General features: G+C 63.6%; 16 protein-coding genes. 13 read left to right on the top strand and 3 right to left on the bottom strand.

What is annotated here, in order from left to right:
* Positions 1 to 2: 2 nt before the first annotated feature.
* The 3 genes from F1002_RS19110 to F1002_RS19100 all read right to left on the bottom strand — a co-directional run bounded on the left by F1002_RS19110 (position 3) and on the right by F1002_RS19100 (position 3321).
* Positions 3 to 878 (bottom strand): branched-chain amino acid ABC transporter permease, encoded by an 876-nt coding sequence (locus tag F1002_RS19110; RefSeq protein ID WP_150430645.1) that lies wholly within the window; start codon positions 876 to 878, stop codon positions 3 to 5.
* 268 nt (positions 879 to 1146) lie between these two features.
* Complete coding sequence (locus F1002_RS19105; RefSeq protein WP_150430644.1) at positions 1147 to 2196, bottom strand: 2Fe-2S iron-sulfur cluster-binding protein; 1050 nt, start codon at positions 2194 to 2196, stop codon at positions 1147 to 1149.
* A 96-nt stretch (positions 2197 to 2292) separates the two neighbouring features.
* On the bottom strand, positions 2293 to 3321 hold the full coding sequence (locus F1002_RS19100; RefSeq protein WP_150430643.1) for a hypothetical protein: 1029 nt from the start codon (positions 3319 to 3321) through the stop codon (positions 2293 to 2295).
* Positions 3322 to 3694: 373 nt separating this feature from the next.
* On the opposite strand from F1002_RS19100, the gene paaN reads away from it, so the two are divergent.
* From paaN to F1002_RS19035, 13 genes are all read left to right on the top strand, one after another.
* Positions 3695 to 5362, top strand: coding sequence for a phenylacetic acid degradation protein PaaN (gene paaN / locus F1002_RS19095; protein ID WP_150430642.1), 1668 nt, complete (start codon positions 3695 to 3697; stop codon positions 5360 to 5362).
* A gap of 130 nt (positions 5363 to 5492) precedes the next feature.
* Positions 5493 to 6287, top strand: coding sequence for a 2-(1,2-epoxy-1,2-dihydrophenyl)acetyl-CoA isomerase PaaG (gene paaG / locus F1002_RS19090; protein WP_150430641.1), 795 nt, complete (start codon positions 5493 to 5495; stop codon positions 6285 to 6287).
* A 61-nt stretch (positions 6288 to 6348) separates the two neighbouring features.
* Positions 6349 to 7821, top strand: a complete 1473-nt coding sequence (gene paaH, locus F1002_RS19085) for a 3-hydroxyacyl-CoA dehydrogenase PaaH (protein ID WP_370452202.1) — start codon at positions 6349 to 6351, stop codon at positions 7819 to 7821.
* Positions 7814 to 8278 (top strand): hydroxyphenylacetyl-CoA thioesterase PaaI, encoded by a 465-nt coding sequence (gene paaI / locus F1002_RS19080; RefSeq protein WP_150430639.1) that lies wholly within the window; start codon positions 7814 to 7816, stop codon positions 8276 to 8278. Before paaH ends, paaI begins: the two co-directional genes overlap by 8 nt.
* Positions 8279 to 8307: 29 nt before the next feature.
* Positions 8308 to 9633: a phenylacetate--CoA ligase PaaK gene (gene paaK, locus F1002_RS19075; protein ID WP_150430638.1), complete on the top strand. Its 1326-nt coding sequence runs from the start codon at positions 8308 to 8310 to the stop codon at positions 9631 to 9633.
* Positions 9634 to 9643: 10 nt separating this feature from the next.
* Entirely contained in the window at positions 9644 to 10849 is a 1206-nt protein-coding gene (gene pcaF, locus F1002_RS19070) for a 3-oxoadipyl-CoA thiolase (RefSeq protein ID WP_150430637.1), read from the top strand.
* A 69-nt stretch (positions 10850 to 10918) separates the two neighbouring features.
* Positions 10919 to 12064, top strand: coding sequence for an ABC transporter substrate-binding protein (locus F1002_RS19065; RefSeq protein ID WP_150430636.1), 1146 nt, complete (start codon positions 10919 to 10921; stop codon positions 12062 to 12064).
* Positions 12065 to 12166: 102 nt separating this feature from the next.
* Positions 12167 to 13180 (top strand): 1,2-phenylacetyl-CoA epoxidase subunit PaaA, encoded by a 1014-nt coding sequence (paaA, locus tag F1002_RS19060; RefSeq protein ID WP_150430635.1) that lies wholly within the window; start codon positions 12167 to 12169, stop codon positions 13178 to 13180.
* A complete protein-coding gene (gene paaB, locus F1002_RS19055) occupies positions 13177 to 13470 on the top strand; it encodes a 1,2-phenylacetyl-CoA epoxidase subunit PaaB (RefSeq protein ID WP_150430634.1) in 294 nt (97 codons plus the stop codon). The genes paaA and paaB overlap by 4 nt, the downstream gene beginning before the upstream one ends.
* Entirely contained in the window at positions 13470 to 14252 is a 783-nt protein-coding gene (paaC, locus tag F1002_RS19050; protein ID WP_150430633.1) for a 1,2-phenylacetyl-CoA epoxidase subunit PaaC, read from the top strand. Before paaB ends, paaC begins: the two co-directional genes overlap by 1 nt.
* Positions 14253 to 14255: 3 nt before the next feature.
* Positions 14256 to 14756: a 1,2-phenylacetyl-CoA epoxidase subunit PaaD gene (gene paaD / locus F1002_RS19045; protein ID WP_150430632.1), complete on the top strand. Its 501-nt coding sequence runs from the start codon at positions 14256 to 14258 to the stop codon at positions 14754 to 14756.
* 13 nt (positions 14757 to 14769) lie between these two features.
* The gene (locus F1002_RS19040; protein WP_150430631.1) at positions 14770 to 15867 is read left to right on the top strand and encodes a 2Fe-2S iron-sulfur cluster-binding protein; all 1098 of its coding nucleotides are present in this window, start codon (positions 14770 to 14772) and stop codon (positions 15865 to 15867) included.
* A 70-nt stretch (positions 15868 to 15937) separates the two neighbouring features.
* On the top strand, positions 15938 to 16179 hold a 242-nt coding region (locus F1002_RS19035), incomplete at its 3' end, for an enoyl-CoA hydratase-related protein (RefSeq protein WP_191090473.1).

Here is a 16179-nt window from a genome sequence, read left to right as displayed (position 1 = left end):
GCTTACACCCGATCCGTCGATTTGCCGCCAAACAGGCCGCGCGGCATGAAGAAGAGAATGAACAGGATCAGCACGAAGGGAATGGCGTCCTTGTAGCTCGACGAAATGTAGCCGGCGCCCATGGCTTCGAGGATGCCGACAAGCAGGCCGCCGAGCACGGCGCCGAGGCCGTTGCCCAGGCCGCCGACGACAGCGGCGACGAAGCCCTTGAGGCCGAGCATGATGCCCACGTCGTAGGAGGTCAGGGTGATCGGGGTGACCAGGATGCCGCCCAGTGCGCCGAGCGCTGCCGACATGGCGAAGCTCATGAACAGCACCCAGCTGGTGTTGATGCCGACCAGTTCGGCCGCCAGGCGGTTGTACGAGGTGGCCAGCATGGCCTTGCCCTGCAGGGTGCGGTTGAAGAAGTACCAGAGCGCGACGACGACCACGGCGGTGACGCCCAGGACCCACAGGCTCTGCGGCAGCAGCGTGGCGCCAAGGATCTGGATTGGCTCGTCGCCGGAGAACGGGGCCAGGCTGAAGGTGTTCTTGCCGAGCCAGACCTGGATCAGGCCGCGGATGACCAGCGAGGCACCGATGGTGATGATGATCAGCGTCACGGTCTCGGCGCCTTTCACCGGCTCGATGGCGAGCTTCTCGACCAGGACGCCGACGATGGCCGGAATCAGGATGGCGAGCATCAGTGCCACCGGCAGGGGCAGGCCGGCCTGGGTGAAGTAAACGGCGAGCATGCCGCCGAGCATGATGAACTCGCCCTGGGCGAAGTTGATCACGTTGCTGGCGTTATAGATCAGCGTGAAGCCGAGGGCTGCCAGTGCATACGTCGCACCGACCGTGATCCCCGAAAAGAGGAATTGGAGGAACTGGGCCAGCATTACGCGCCTCCCGTTCCGTTGGCCGCTTCAACCGTTGGGGGTTGCAGGGCGGAATTCATGATGGCGGATTTCATGTCTTCTCCTGTGATTATTCTGTTCATCTTCCAGGTGCCGGGTTTTCTGTGGTGAGAGGCCCGGCCTGTTGGTTGTTTTACTAATATGCGACCGATTAAATCACTACGATGTTAGTGAGTCAAGTCGAGAGGCTGCTGTCTTTCAGCGGTGGGGACGCCCCTCTTTGCCGGTCGCAACGAAGCTGGAGCGCGCCTCAGCCGGGCAACAGGTGGTCGGCATCGGCGACCACCGGCTGTTGCTGGGCGAAGAAGCCTTCGGTGTGGATCAGTTCATCCTTTGCGCCTTGTTTCTTCACGGCGGCGACACAGGCATCGACGAATTCCGGGCTGCCGGCAGCGAAGATGGTGTGCTTGGACAGGTCGGGGAAGAGTTGCGGCAGCACGGCGTCGATGCGGCCGTTCAGGAAGCCTTCCTGCTGTTCGCGGGTCAGCGTGATCTTGTAGTCGAAGCTGCGGTGCTTGGTCCGCCACCAGGCCATCATGCCCAGGCTGTAGACATCTTCCTTGGTGCGCGCCGAGAAGAGCATGGTTACCGGCTTGCGGAAACCGCGACGCAGGGCGGCCTCGGCCAGCGCCAGCACGGGTGCGAGGCCGGTGCCGGCGGCGATGCACAGCACCGGCGTGTCGACCGACGGGTCGCCGATGAAGGTGCCGTAGGCGCCGGAAACCTTGACGCTTTCGCCAATGTTGAGTTGATCGTGAATCCAGTTGCTGGTCACGCCGCCGTCGGCGCGGGCGACTTGCAGCACCAGTTCGCCATCCGGACGGGGGGCGTTGGAAATCGAATAGGCGCGGGCCGGAATGTCGGCGCGCGGGTTGCCGATGGTGACGTACTGGCCGGGCCAGTAGCGGATTGGCTGGCCGACCGGGCGCAGGCGCAGCTCGACGACGCGGGCGGCGATCTGCTTCTTGTCGGTGACCACGAAGAGGGCGTCTTCGCGCGGGGGGAAGAGCTTGGGCTTGGCGTCCTCGGTGCCCCACTCGATGGTGAGCTCCTCGGAAATCGGCTTGGCCATGCACATCAGCCCGTAGCCCTGCTTGCGTTCGTCCTGCGACAAGGCCATGTCGAGCACCATGCCCTGGTCGAACTGGCCTTGCGTGACCTTGACCTTGCATTCGCCGCAAGCGCCGGCGCGGCAGTTGTTGGGCAGTGCATAGCCTGCCTTTTCGAGTGCCATCAGCACGGTGTCTCCGTAGGCGCAGTCGACCGACTTGCCGGAGGGTTGCATGATGATACGAGCCATTTCGTCTTCCCCTGTTGGTTTTTGTATCTCTGTTGCGGCAAGGCCGACACCCTTGTTCAGGGTGCCGGCCGGAGCATTTTTACAACGGTTTACCGATTAGAACACCGGAATGATGTCTTCCATGTCGATCTCGGACACTTCCTGGCCGGTGATGCCGACTTCCGGAATGGCCGGGAACGGGATGTTGTAGCGGTCGAGCACACCCTTCAGGTTGATCATCGCATTCTTCCAGTTCTGCAGCTTGGCCTCGTAGGTCGGGATGCCGAAGCCGGCACCGCGGGCTACTTCCTCGGCTTCACGCTGGTTGGCGATGAAGTCGGCCGGCAGGTCCCAGAATTCCATCGGCGGCTCGAACAGCACGGCGGACAGGAACAGGTAGCCGGCGCGGATCTGCTTGGTGACGATGGCCTTGGTCGAATCGTCGAGGCCCGGGTAGTCGCGTTCCATGACGGCCATGCAGATGGCCATGTGGCGGCCTTCGTCGCGGCCGATGTTCTTGAAGCCTTCCTTGAACACCGCTTCGCGGGAGTTGTCGTACATCTGTTTGAAGATGGTGGCAGCGGCGATTTCGCCCATCAGGAAGGAGCTGAACAGCACGGCCAGGTCGTACTTCGGCACGGCCTGCTTGTAGCCGGTCCAGTAGCGGCCGCCGTTGAAGTACAGCCACTGCACGTTCTTCTGCAGGCGCTTGCCGAGTTCGGTCTTCGGCTGGTAGGTCAGCGGGTCGGCGTGACCGAGCAGCTTGGTGATGGCCAGGCCGCACATGATTTCGTGGTTCTGTTCGTCGCGGGTGACGGAGAAGAAGCACTTGCGGACCGGATCTTCCTCGTGCACTTCATAGGTCTTGATCAGTGCTTCGGCGAAGACCGGGGGAGCGGAGGCGTCGAACACCGACAGCAGGCTCCACCAGTAGGCGATGGATTCGCGCTCTTCCCAGGAGTAGCTGTCGACGTCCAGCGTATCCCAGGGCAGCTTTTCCGGGTCCCAGTTCTCGCGCAGGGCGGCTTCCCAGACTTCCTGCAGCTTCTTGGTCTTGCTGTTCCAGGACAGCGGATAGATGTTCGGCTGCGGGGTAGCCGGCGGGAATTCCATCTTGTCTGCAAAACGTTCCTTGTTGCTTGCCATGTCTCACTCCTTATAGGGCTTCGTCATCAGTTCGGTAAGCCAGTCCGGTGTCCGGGTGGCGTGAGGTGAATAATGATACGTTGTGATGTTGTAAGTCAACAATTTTTGTATCAAATAACAAAATAATTTTCAGGGAACCAATTCTGGATTTTGAAACTCAAAAGATCAAATGCTTTTTTGTTCTGTAAAATTTGTTGATTAAAAAGACAAATTTTTGCTTTTGGGAATTGATTCTGCAAAATGGAATTGCAAATCGTATCGTTTTTTACGATACTTTCAATTGACTGACTGCAAGATAGTTCGTATCGTGTGTTTGGGTTGGCGTCATCGCTGGCGCCTTCGTTCAAGAATAAGCTTCACCAAGGAGATACCGATGTCCCACCCCCTGCTCGAGAAACACCGCGCTACGCTGGATGGCGCCCTGAATGCCATTCGCACCCGTGGCTACTGGTCGGCCTACAACGAGATGCCGAGCCCGAAGACCTATGGCGAAACGGCAGCCGACGACGGCAAGAAGGCTTTCGAGGCGCATCTGGGCAAGCAGTTCGTGCTCGACCAGCCGGGGCAAAAGGGCTGGGCCGGTGGCGAGCAGTCGCCGTACGGTATCGACATGGCCGTGCAATATCCGGTGTGCGACCACGAGGCGCTGATCGCCGCCGGCCGGCAGGCCATGGTCGGCTGGCAGCAGGCCGGTTGCGACGGTCGCACCGGCATCTGTCTGGAAATCCTCGATCGCCTGAACAAGCAGAGCTTCGAACTGGCTCACGCCGTCATGATGACCACCGGCCAGGGCTGGATGATGGCCTTCCAGGCTGGCGCGCCACACGCCCAGGATCGCGGCCTTGAAACGCTGGCCTATGCCTATCGCGAAATGAGCTTCGTGCCGACCGAAACCGTGTGGGACAAGCCGCAAGGCAAGAACCCGCCGCTGGTCATGAAGAAGCACTTCGAGCTGGTTGGTCAGGGCGTCGGCGTCGTCGTCGGCTGCGGCACCTTCCCGACCTGGAATACCTATCCCGGCCTGTTCGCCGCGCTGTCGACCGGCAACGCCGTGATCGTCAAGCCGCACAGCAACGCCATCCTGCCCGCTGCCGTCACAGTCCGCACCATCCGCGCCGTGTTGGCTGAAAACGGCATCGACCCCAACCTGGTGACCCTGTGCGTGGCCGCCGACCGCGGCACGACGCAGAAGCTGGTCACCCATCCGGCCGTCAAGTCGGTCGACTTCACCGGTGGCAACGTCTTCGGCCAGTGGCTGGTCGACAATTGCCGCCAGGCCCGCGTCTATGCCGAACTGGCCGGGGTGAACAACATCGTCGTCGACTCGACCGACGCCTACAAGCCGATGCTGCGCAACCTGGCCTTCACGCTGTCGCTGTATTCAGGCCAGATGTGCACCACCTCGCAGGCCATCTTCGTGCCGGCCGGCGGTATCGAGACGGAGGACGGCCACAAGTCCTACGACGACGTCTGCGCCGACCTGGCCAAGGCCGTTTCCGGCTTCCTGTCCAAGCCGGAAGTCGCCCATGCCGTGCTCGGCGCCGTGCAGTCGGCCGATACCCTGAAGCGCATCGACATGGCCGACAGCGGCACGCTGGGCAAGGTCGTGCTGGCCTCGACCAAGCTGGAAAATCCGGAGTTCCCGAAAGCCATCGTGCGTACCCCGGTCCTGCTCGCCTGTGACGCCGCCGATGAGCATGCCTACATGGAAGAGCGTTTCGGCCCGATCAGCTTCATCGTCAAGGTCGCCGACACGGCAGCCGCCATCGCCCTTTCCGAGCGCATCGTGTCTACCCACGGCGCACTGACCGCCGGCATCTACTCGACCAAGCCGGAAGTGATCGACGCGATGACCGCCGCCACCCTGCGTTCCAAGGTTGCCCTGTCGATCAACCTGACCAGCGGCGTATTCGTGAACCAGTCGGCAGCCTATTCCGATTACCACGGCACCGGCGGCAACCCGGCCGCCAATGCGTCCTACGCCGATGCCGCCTTCGTCGCCAACCGCTTCGTAGTCGTCCAGCGCCGTTACCACGTCTAAACGCATGCATAAATCTACTGCGCCCGCCCATCCCGGCCCTGCGATGCTCGCCGTACTCCATTACGGCTGCGCTTCTCGGGCCGGCCTGAACGGGGTCGCTACGATTTCTGCACGCGTTTTGGAGAAATGAATGAACTTTCAAACCATTAGTTTCACCGTCGAGGCCGGCATCGCCCGCCTGACCCTGAACCGCCCGGACAAGCTGAACAGCTTCACCGGCGAGATGCACGCCGAACTGCGCACCGCGCTGGATCGGGTGCAGAGCGAGCATTCGATCCGCGTGCTGGTGCTGACCGGTGCCGGCCGCGCCTTCTGTGCCGGCCAGGATCTGGCCGACCCCGACATGGCGAAGATCAATGGCCGCATGCCGGATATCGGCAATGTCGTCGAGCGCAACTACAAGCCGCTGGTCATGCGTCTGCAGAACCTGCGCGTGCCGACCATCGCCGCGGTGAACGGCATCGCGGCCGGTGCCGGCGCCTCGGTGGCGCTGGCCTGCGACCTGGTGGTGGCGACCAAGTCCGCTTCCTTCCTGCAGGCCTTCTCCAAGATCGGCCTGATCCCGGATACCGGCGGCACCTGGTTCCTGCCGCAGCGTGTCGGCATGGCCCGCGCCATGGGCCTTGCCCTGCTCGCCGACAAGCTGTCGGCCGAGAAGGCCGCCGAATGGGGCCTGATCTGGGAATGTGCCGAGGACGCCGATTTTGCCGCCCGCATCGATGCGCTGGCCAAACAGCTGTCCACCCTGCCGACCAAGGCCCTGGTGCGCACCCGTCAGGCCATGCACGCCGCGCCGGGCCATACCCTCGAGCAGCAGCTCTCCTTCGAAGGCAGCTTCATGCGCGAACTGGGCTGGAGCCCCGATTACGCAGAGGGCGTCCAGGCCTTCATGGAAAAGCGTGCGCCGAATTTCACCGGAGAGTGAGCGCGTGAGCCACACACCCCTACCCCAACAGGCCGTCATCGCGGTGGTCGGCACCGGTGCCATGGGCGCCGGCATCGCCCAGGTCGCTGCCCAGGCAGGCCATGTCGTCAAACTGCTCGACAACCGGCCGGGTGCCGCCGCCAAGGCTGTCGACGGTATCCGCAGCCAGTTCGCCAAGCTGGCCGACAAGGGCAAGCTTTCGGCCGAGGCCGCCCAGGCGGCCGGCGAGCGTCTGGTCGCCGTCGAGCAACTCGCCGATCTGGCCGATGCCGCCCTGGTGGTCGAGGCCATCGTCGAGAATCTCGAAGCCAAGCAGAAGCTCTACGCCGACCTCGAAGCTATCGTCGGCGCCGATTGCATCTTCGGCACCAACACCTCGTCGATCTCGGTGACGGCCATCGGTTCCGCCCTGCAGCGCCCCGAGCGCCTGGCCGGCCTGCACTTCTTCAACCCGGCGCCGCTGATGGCGCTGGTCGAGATCGTTTCCGGCCTGGCGACCGATCGTGCCGTGGCCGATACCCTGTTCGCCACGGCCAACGCCTGGGGCAAGACGGCGGTGCACGCCAAGTCGACACCGGGCTTCATCGTCAATCGCGTCGCCCGGCCGTACTACGCCGAAGCGCTGCGCGTCGCCCAGGAAGGCGCTGCCGACTACGCCACCATCGATGCCTGCTGCCGCGAGGCCGGCGGCTTCCGCATGGGGCCGTTCGAGCTGATGGACATGATCGGCCACGATGTCAATTTCGCGGTGACCAATTCGGTCTGGCGCGCCTTCTACAACGACCAGCGTTTCCTCCCGTCGCTGATCCAGCAGGAACTGGTCGACGCAGGTTTCTACGGCAAGAAGACCGGGCGCGGTTTCTACGATTATCGCGAGGGTGCCGTGAAGCCGGTGCCGCAGACCGAGGCGCCGCAAACGCCGGCCGGCAAGATCACCGTCTACGGCGAGTGCGACATTGCCGAAGCCATGGTCGATCGCCTGCAGCACAGCGGCCTGTCTTTCGGGCGGGCGCTGGCTTCCGACGGCCGCCTCCTCGAAATCGGCCGCGCCGTGCTCTACATCACGGACGGGCGCAGCGCCACGCAACGCGCCAGCCAAAGCGGTGTCGCCAACACGGTATTGATCGACCTGGCGCTTGACTACGCCAAGGCCACGCGCCTGGCTGTTGCCGCTGCCGAGCAGTGCGACCCCACCGCCATGTCGGCCGCTGTCGGATTGCTGCAGGCCGCCGGGTTCGCCGTGTCGCGTTTCCTCGATGTGCCCGGGCTGGCCGTCATGCGCACCGTCGCCATGCTCGCCAACGAGGCGGCCGATGCAGTCAATCAGGGCGTCTGTACCGAGAAGGGGGCCGATCAGGCCATGCGTCTCGGCGTCAATTATCCGCAGGGCCCGCTGGCCTGGGCCGATCAGGTCGGCGTCGCGGCGATCCGCGACGTGCTGGCCAATCTCGGTACCAGCTACGGCGAGGACCGTTACCGCATCTCGCCGCTGATTCAGCGCGCCGTCTTTGCCGGAAGGAATATCCATGACTGAACACAAGCTTTCTCCGTCCGAAGCGCAAGCGCTGGCCGACGCCACCGCCGAGGCCATGTACTCGCGCGACCGGGCGGCCCAGGCGCTGGGCATCAAGATCGTCCGCGTCCAGCCGGGCGCTTCGCTGCTCACCATGGCCGTTCGTTCCGACATGGTGAACGGCCATCACATCTGCCATGGCGGCATGATCTTCAGCCTGGCCGATACGGCGTTTGCCTACGCCTGCAACAGCTACAACAGGAACACCGTCGCTTCCGCCTGCCACATCGACTTCCTGGCTCCGGCCAAGGAAGGCGAGATGCTGGAAGCGGAAGCCGTCGAACAATCCGCCTCGGGGCGCACGGGGGTCTACGACATCACCGTGCGTACCACGGGCGGCAAGACCGTCGCCCTGTTCCGGGGCAAGAGCTATCGCATCAACGGCGAAGTCATCGCCGGCCTGCAACAGGCCGACTGAGCCGGCCAGACCTGAGAGAGGAGACAACCATGCCCGTCAAGAAGCCCATGCCCGGCGATCTCGAGCCGATCGAAACCGCCAGTCGCGACGAAATCGCCGCCCTGCAGCTGGAGCGCCTGAAGTGGTCGGTGCGCCACACCTACGACAACGTCGAGCCGTATCGCAAGAAATGCCTCGACAAGGGTGTGCATCCCGACGACCTGAAGACGCTGTCCGATCTGGGCAAGTTCCCGTTCATGACCAAACTGGACCTGCGCGACCATTACCCGTTCGGCCTGTTCGCCGTGCCGCGCAACAAGCTGGCCCGCCTGCACGCCTCGTCCGGCACCACCGGCAAACCGGTCGTCGTCGGCTACACCAAGAACGACCTCGACAACTGGGCCAGCGTGGTTGCCCGTTCGCTGCGCGCGGCCGGCGTCCGTCCCGGCGACATGGTGCATAACGCCTACGGCTACGGCATGTTCACCGGCGGTCTCGGCGCCCACTACGGCATCGAGCGCGCCGGCTGCATCGCCGTGCCGATGTCCGGCGGCCAGACCGAAAAGCAGGTCCAGCAGATCATGGACTTCAGGCCCGACGCCATCATGGTCACGCCGTCGTATTCGCTGGTCATCGCCGAGGAGTTCGAGAAGCAGGGCATCGCGCCCGAGGACATTTCGCTGAAGATCGGCATCTTCGGCGCCGAGCCCTGGGGCGAAGGCATGCGTGCCGAGATCGAGAAGAAACTCGGCATCGACGCCATCGACATCTACGGCCTGACCGAGGTGATGGGGCCGGGTGTCGCCAACGAGTGCATCGAGACCAAGGATGGCCCGGTGATCTGGGAAGACCATTTCTATCCGGAAATCATCGACCCGGAAACCGGCGAAGTGCTGCCCGACGGCGAGGAAGGCGAACTGGTGTTCACCTCGCTGACCAAGGAGGCTTTCCCGGTCATCCGCTACCGCACCCGCGACCTGACCCGCCTGCTGCCGCCGACCGCCCGTTCCTTCCGTCGCATCGGCAAGATCACCGGCCGTTCCGACGACATGCTGATCATCCGCGGCGTCAACGTCTTCCCGACCCAGATCGAGGAAATGATCCTGCGCGACCATCGCCTGGCCGGCAATTACCAGGTTGTCGTCACCCGCGACGGGCACATGGACAACCTCGAGGTGCGCTGCGAGATCCAGCGCGAGCTGTCCGGCAAGCTGGCGACCACCGACATCCAGCAGATCGGCAAGGAGCTGCAGCATCGCATCAAGACCAACATCGGCGTATCGACCAAGGTCACCGTGATGGATTTCGATGCCATCCCGCGTACCCAGGTCGGCAAAGCCAAGCGCGTGCTCGACGAGCGCCCGAAGCAAAACTGAGGAAATCACAATGACCCAAGCCTTTATCTGTGACGCCATCCGCACCCCCATCGGCCGCTACGGCGGTGCCCTGGCCGGCGTCCGTCCCGACGACCTCGGCGCCATCCCGCTCAAGGCGTTGATGGAGCGCAACCCGCAGGTGGACTGGACGGCGGTCGACGACATCATCTACGGCAATGCCAACCAGGCCGGTGAAGACAACCGCAACGTCGCCCGCATGTCCGGCCTGCTCGCGGGCCTGCCGATCGAGGTGCCGGGGACCACTGTAAACCGCCTGTGCGGTTCCGGCATGGACGCCGTCGGGCTGGCTGCCCGCTCGATCAAGTCCGGTGAAACCGGCCTGATGATCGCCGGCGGCGTCGAAAGCATGTCGCGCGCCCCGTTCGTGATGGGCAAGGCCGAGTCGGCCTTCTCCCGTCAGGCAGCGATCTACGACACCACCATCGGCTGGCGCTTCATCAACCCGTTGATGAAAAAGCTGTACGAGACGCATTCGATGCCGCAGACCGCCGACAACGTGGCGGCCGACTTCAACATCAACCGCGCCGATCAGGACGCCTTCGCCGTCCGTTCCCAGCAACGCTGGGGCGCCGCCCATGCCGCCGGCCGCTTTACCGACGAACTGGTGCCGGTGGTCATTCCGCAGAAGAAGGGCGACCCCAGGGTGGTCGATACCGACGAGCACCCGCGTCCGGAAACCACGCTGGAACAGCTGGCCAAGCTGAAGGGCGTCAATGGCCCGGAACTCAGTGTCACCGCCGGCAACGCCTCGGGCGTCAACGACGGTGCCTGCGCCCTGCTGCTGGCTTCGGAATCCGCCGCCGGCAAATATGGCCTCAAGCCGTTGGCTCGCGTCGTCGGCATGGCGACCGCCGGTGTGGCACCGCGCATCATGGGCTTCGGCCCGGCCCCGGCAGTGCGCAAGGTGCTGGCCCAGACCGGCCTGAGCCTGGCCGACATGGATGTCATCGAGCTCAACGAAGCCTTTGCCGCGCAGGCTCTGGCTGTGTTGCGCGATCTCGGCCTGGCCGACGATGCGGCCCACGTGAATCCCAACGGCGGTGCCATCGCGCTCGGCCACCCGCTCGGCATGAGCGGCGCCCGGCTGGTGACTACCGCCGCCTACGAACTCAAGCGCCGTGGCGGCCGCTACGCCCTGTGCACCATGTGCATCGGGGTGGGGCAGGGCATTGCCATGGTGATCGAGCGCATCTGATCTATTGCTTTTTCCGGAATACGTTCCATAATCTGGAACGCTAATATCTTAACAAAGGAGACAAACCGCATGAAGAAGATGATGAAAAAACTGGTCGCCGGCGCTGCCCTGACCATGGCTGCATTCGGTGCTTTCGCCGCCGATCCGATCAAGGTCGGCTCGGTGCTGTCCGTCACCGGTCCCGCAGCCTTCCTGGGCGATCCGGAACTGAAGACGCTGCAGCAGTATGTGGAAGAGGTCAACAAGAAGGGCGGCGTCCTCGGCCGCCCGCTGCAGCTCGTGCATTACGACGACGGCAGCGATGCCAACAAGGCCAACGGCTTCGCCAAGCGCCTGATCGATGACGACAAGGTGGATGTCATCGTCGGCGGCACCACCACGGGGGCCACCATGTCGATGGTCCCGCTGGTGGAAAAGGCCGGCGTTCCGTTCATTTCGCTGGCCGGCGCCGTGGTCATCGTCGATCCGGTCAAGAAGTTCGTCTTCAAGACCCCGCACACCGACCGCATGGCGGCCGAAAAGGTCTTCGAGGACATGAAGAAGCGCGGCATCAGCAAGGTTGCCCTGCTGTCGGAAACCTCCGGCTTCGGCCAGTCCGGCAAGAAGGAAACCGAAGGCGTCGCGGCCAAGTACGGTATCACCCTGGTGGCCAGCGAAACCTACGGCCCGAAGGATACCGACATGAGCCCGCAGCTGACCAAGATCAAGACCACGCCGGGCGTACAGGCCGTCTTCATCTTCGGTCTCGGCCAGGGCCCGGCGATTGCGACCAAGAACTACAAGCAACTGGGTGTCACCTTGCCGCTCTATCACGCGCACGGCGTGGCCTCCGAAGAGTTCATCAAGCTCGCCGGTCCGGCTGCCGAAGGTGTTCGCCTGCCTGCCGCTGCGTTGTTGATCGCCGACAAGCTGCCGGCCAACGATCCGCAGAAGAAGGTTGCCGTCGACTACACCAAGGCCTTCCAGGACAAGTGGAAGACCGACGTGTCCACGTTCGGCGGCCACGCCTACGACGGCCTGATGATCGCGCTCGACGCCTTCAAGCGCGCCGGCTCCACCGACAAGGCCAAGGTCCGCGATGCCATCGAAGCCACCAAGGGCTACGTCGGCACTGGCGGTGTGGTCAATATGTCGGCCACCGATCACATGGGTCTCGACCTGTCGGCTTTCCGCATGCTGGAAATCAAGAACGGCGACTGGAGCCTCGCCCAGTAATCGCTTGATGCAGTACCTGTAGTCAAAAAAATAAAGCACTAGCCGGGTTCGGGTCGCTCCCGATCCGTACCCGGCAACCACTCCAACCCCACGGAGAACATCATGTATACCCAGTCATTCAACGTGCCGGATTCGCCCGGTGCAAAGACCGTCGCCCTCGCGCCGTCCAGCGACGATCCCGCCCTGCAGGCGGCCTTCGATACCCGCATCGATGCCGATGGACGCATCGAGCCGCAGGACTGGATGCCCGAGGCTTACCGCAAGACCCTGGTGCGCCAGATCAGCCAGCATGCCCATAGCGAAATCGTCGGCATGCTGCCCGAGGGCAACTGGATTTCCCGCGCCCCGAGCCTGAAGCGCAAGGCCATCCTGATCGCCAAGGTGCAGGACGAGGGCGGCCACGGCCTCTACCTCTATTCCGCCGCCGAAACGCTCGGTACCAGCCGCGACCAGATGCTCGACGGCCTGCACAGCGGCCGCGCCAAGTACAGCTCCATCTTCAATTACCCGACCCTGACCTGGGCCGACGTCGGCGTGATCGGCTGGCTGGTCGACGGTGCCGCGATCATGAACCAGGTGCCGCTCTGTCGCTGCTCCTATGGTCCCTACGCCCGTGCCATGGTCCGCGTTTGCAAGGAAGAGTCCTTCCACCAGCGCCAGGGCTACGAAGCCCTGCTCGTCATGATGACCGGCACCGAGGAACAGAAGGCGATGGTGCAGGACGCCGTCAACCGCTGGTGGTGGAAGTGCCTGGCGATGTTCGGACCGCCCGATGCCGACAGCCCGAACAGCGCGCAAGGCATGCGCTGGGGCATCAAGCGCGTGTCCAACGACGAACTGCGCCAGAAATTCGTCGACGCCACCGTGCCGCAGGCCAAGGTGCTCGGCGTCACGCTGCCCGATCCCGACCTCAAGTGGAACGCCGAGCGCCAGCACTACGACTATGGCCAGATCGACTGGGCCGAGTTCTGGGAAACCGTGAACGGCAATGGCCCGTGCAACAAGGAACGCCTGGCCACCCGCGTCAAGGCGCACAACGAAGGACAGTGGGTGCGCGATGCCGCGCTGACCCACGCCGCAAAAAAACAAGCCCGCAGCATCAAGGAGGCAGCATGAGCACCCAACTGAAAGAATGGCCCCTCTGGGAAATCTTCGTCCGCAGCAAGCAGGGCCTCGAACACAAGCATTGCGGCAGCCTGCACGCCGCCGATGCCGCCCAGGCGCTGGAAATGGCGCGCGACGTCTACACCCGCCGCCAGGAAGGCGTCAGCATCTGGGTCGTCGAATCAAAGGCGATCACCGCCAGCAATCCGGACGAGAAGGGCGAACTGTTCGACCCGGCGGCCGACAAGATCTACCGCCACCCGACTTTCTACGAAATCCCGGACGAAGTGGGGCACATGTAATGAGCGCGGCCATCGACTACCTGCTGCACCTCGCCGACAATGCCCTGGTTCTTGGCCAGCGCAATGCCGAGTGGTGCGGTCACGGTCCGATCCTCGAAGAAGACATCGCACTGTCGAATGTCAGCCTCGACCTGATCGGCCAGGCCCGCCTCCTGTATCAACTGGTTGCCGCCCTCAAAGGCGGCGACTGCACCGAAGACAAGCTGGCCTACTTCCGCGACACGCACGAATTCCGCAACTACACGCTGCTCGAATTGCCGCACCACGGTCCGCTGTCGGGTTATGCGCAGAGCAGCCTCGACTACGGCACGACCATCGTCCGCAACTTCCTGTACAGCGCGCTGATGGCGCTGCTCTGGGAAGCGCTGGAAAAATCGGCCAATGCCGACCTGGCGGCCATCGCCGCCAAGTCGCTGAAGGAAGTGCGCTACCACCTGCGTCATTCGCGTGACTGGCTGGTCCGTCTTGGCGATGGCACCGACGAGTCGCATGCCCGCGCTCAGGCTTCGCTCGACCATCTGTTCGCCTACACCCAGGAGTTCTGGGCGCACAGTCCGGCCGATGCCGCCGCCATCGCCGCCGGCATCGGTGTCGATGTGACGACGCTGCGTGCCGACTGGGACGCCATCGTCGATGCGGCGCTGAACGAGGCGACCTTGCAGCGTCCGGCGGTCAGCGGTTACGTCACCGAGGGCAAGCAGGGCATCCATTCGGAGCATCTCGGCTTTCTGCTTGCCGAAATGCAAAGCCTGGCCCGCGCCCATCCGAACGGCGTCTGGTAAGCGATGAGTGCGAACGTCGAGGCAGCCTGGGCTGCGCTGGAGGAACTGACCGATCCGGAAATCCCGGTCATTTCCCTGCGCGAGCTCGGCATCCTGCGCGATGTCCGCCCGGCCGCCGACGGCCTGGAGGTGGTCATCACGCCGACCTACAGCGGTTGCCCGGCCATGGAGCAGATCGAGGACGACGTGCGGGCCACCCTGAAGCGCGTGGGCATCGCGGCCCGTGTCGTGACCCAGCTGGCGCCCGCCTGGACCACCGACTGGATGACCGAGGCCGGCAAGGAAAAGCTGCGCGCCTATGGCATCGCACCGCCGCACCAGACGCCGCCCGGCAGCAACGTCGTTCGCTTCATCAGCAAACCGGCCAAAGCCGAGACCGTGCCCTGTCCGCATTGCGGCTCGGGCCATACGGTCGAATCCTCACATTTCGGGTCGACGGCCTGCAAGGCACTCTACAAGTGCCTTGATTGCCAGGAACCGTTCGACTACTTCAAGCCTTACTAGCGAGGCATCTGTCATGTCTGCCCTCCGTTTTCACGAACTCACCATCAAGCGGGTCAACCCCGAGGCCGCCGGTTCGGTGGCCATTACCTTCGACATTCCGGCCGCCGAGCACGAGACCTTCAGCTTCCAACCCGGCCAGTTCCTGACCCTGCGTGCCAAGGTCGAGGGCCAGGAAGTCCGCCGCAGTTACTCGATCAGCAGCCCGAAGAGCCGCCTGGCCAAGGCCGGCGAGCTGGAAATCGGCATCCGCCCGGTCGAAGGTGGCGTCTTTTCCAATTGGGCTGCGCAAACCCTGCAGGCCGGTACCAAGCTCGACGTCATGCCGCCGGACGGGCGCTTCGTCGTCAAGAAGCCGCGTGCCATCCACCGCGTCGGTTTTGCCGCCGGGTCTGGGATTACGCCGATCCTGTCCATCGCCGCCACCACGCTGGAGGAGCAGCCGGAATCGAAATTCACCCTGGTCTATGGCAATCGCCGCATGTCCAGCGTGATGTTCAACGAAGCCCTGCAGGACCTCAAGGACCGCTATCCGGACCGCCTGACGCTGATCCACATCCTGTCGCGCCAGGCACAGGAAGTCGATCTGCTGCAGGGGCGCATCGACGGCGACAAGGTCAAGGCCATCATCAAGGCGCTGCTGCCAGTGGCCAGCATGGACGAAGTGTTTATCTGTGGGCCCGAGGCGATGATCGGCGCTACCGAAACGGCGCTGATCGAAGCCGGTGTGCCGGAAAACCGCGTCCATACCGAGCGCTTTACCTCCGGCCCGGCGCAGGCGGCCAAGATCCAGGCCGATACCGACGCTGCCACAAACCGGAAGTCCGCCAGCAAGGACATCGCACTGACCATCGTGCTGGATGGCAAGCAGCATGAATTGCAAATCGGTGCCGACGAGCACGTGCTCGATGCCGCGATCGAGGCTGGCCTCGACCTGCCGTTCTCCTGCAAGGCAGGGGTGTGCTGTACCTGCCGCGCCAAGGTGCTGTGCGGCGAAGTGGTGATGGACAAGAACTTCACGCTGGAAGCCGACGAGATGCAGCAGGGCTACGTCCTGAGCTGCCAGGCCCGTGCCACGACCCCGCAACTGACGGTCAGTTTCGACGACCGCTGATTTTTTCAAGACACTGCACTTGGGCCGCCCTCTTGTCCCTTTGGGGGTGGCCATTTTTTTGGAGAACCCCATGTCCCCAGTCGTCCTCACCGAAGTCATCGGCAAGGTAGGCCTGATCCGCATCAACCGGCCGGAAGCGATGAATGCCCTGAACAACGACGTCGTCGACGGCATCGGTGCCGCCATCGACCGCTACGAAGCCGATGAGGCGATCGGCTGCATCGTCATCACCGGTAATGAAAAGGCCTTCGCTGCGGGAGCCGATATCGGCTTCATGAAGGACTTCGATTACATGCATGCCTACAAGACCGA

The sequence above is a fragment of the Dechloromonas sp. CZR5 genome, assembly GCF_008711155.1.
In the GTDB taxonomy this organism is placed as follows: Bacteria; Pseudomonadota; Gammaproteobacteria; order Burkholderiales; family Rhodocyclaceae; genus Azonexus.
The sequence above is the reverse complement of the archived record's forward strand: the minus strand, read 5'-3'. Positions and strand labels throughout refer to the sequence as shown.

Bases quoted from the DNA above. Each gene is read 5' to 3' on its own strand.
- F1002_RS19110 (WP_150430645.1), bottom strand. From the start codon at position 878: ATGCTGGCCCAGTTCCTCCAATTCCTCTTTTCGGGGATCACGGTCGGT.
- F1002_RS19105 (WP_150430644.1), bottom strand. From the start codon at position 2,196: ATGGCTCGTATCATCATGCAACCCTCCGGCAAGTCGGTCGACTGCGCC.
- F1002_RS19100 (WP_150430643.1), bottom strand. From the start codon at position 3,321: ATGGCAAGCAACAAGGAACGTTTTGCAGACAAGATGGAATTCCCGCCG.
- paaN (WP_150430642.1), top strand. From the start codon at position 3,695: ATGTCCCACCCCCTGCTCGAGAAACACCGCGCTACGCTGGATGGCGCC.
- paaG (WP_150430641.1), top strand. From the start codon at position 5,493: ATGAACTTTCAAACCATTAGTTTCACCGTCGAGGCCGGCATCGCCCGC.
- paaH (WP_370452202.1), top strand. From the start codon at position 6,349: ATGGGCGCCGGCATCGCCCAGGTCGCTGCCCAGGCAGGCCATGTCGTC.
- paaI (WP_150430639.1), top strand. From the start codon at position 7,814: ATGACTGAACACAAGCTTTCTCCGTCCGAAGCGCAAGCGCTGGCCGAC.
- paaK (WP_150430638.1), top strand. From the start codon at position 8,308: ATGCCCGTCAAGAAGCCCATGCCCGGCGATCTCGAGCCGATCGAAACC.
- pcaF (WP_150430637.1), top strand. From the start codon at position 9,644: ATGACCCAAGCCTTTATCTGTGACGCCATCCGCACCCCCATCGGCCGC.
- F1002_RS19065 (WP_150430636.1), top strand. From the start codon at position 10,919: ATGAAGAAGATGATGAAAAAACTGGTCGCCGGCGCTGCCCTGACCATG.
- paaA (WP_150430635.1), top strand. From the start codon at position 12,167: ATGTATACCCAGTCATTCAACGTGCCGGATTCGCCCGGTGCAAAGACC.
- paaB (WP_150430634.1), top strand. From the start codon at position 13,177: ATGAGCACCCAACTGAAAGAATGGCCCCTCTGGGAAATCTTCGTCCGC.
- paaC (WP_150430633.1), top strand. From the start codon at position 13,470: ATGAGCGCGGCCATCGACTACCTGCTGCACCTCGCCGACAATGCCCTG.
- paaD (WP_150430632.1), top strand. From the start codon at position 14,256: ATGAGTGCGAACGTCGAGGCAGCCTGGGCTGCGCTGGAGGAACTGACC.
- F1002_RS19040 (WP_150430631.1), top strand. From the start codon at position 14,770: ATGTCTGCCCTCCGTTTTCACGAACTCACCATCAAGCGGGTCAACCCC.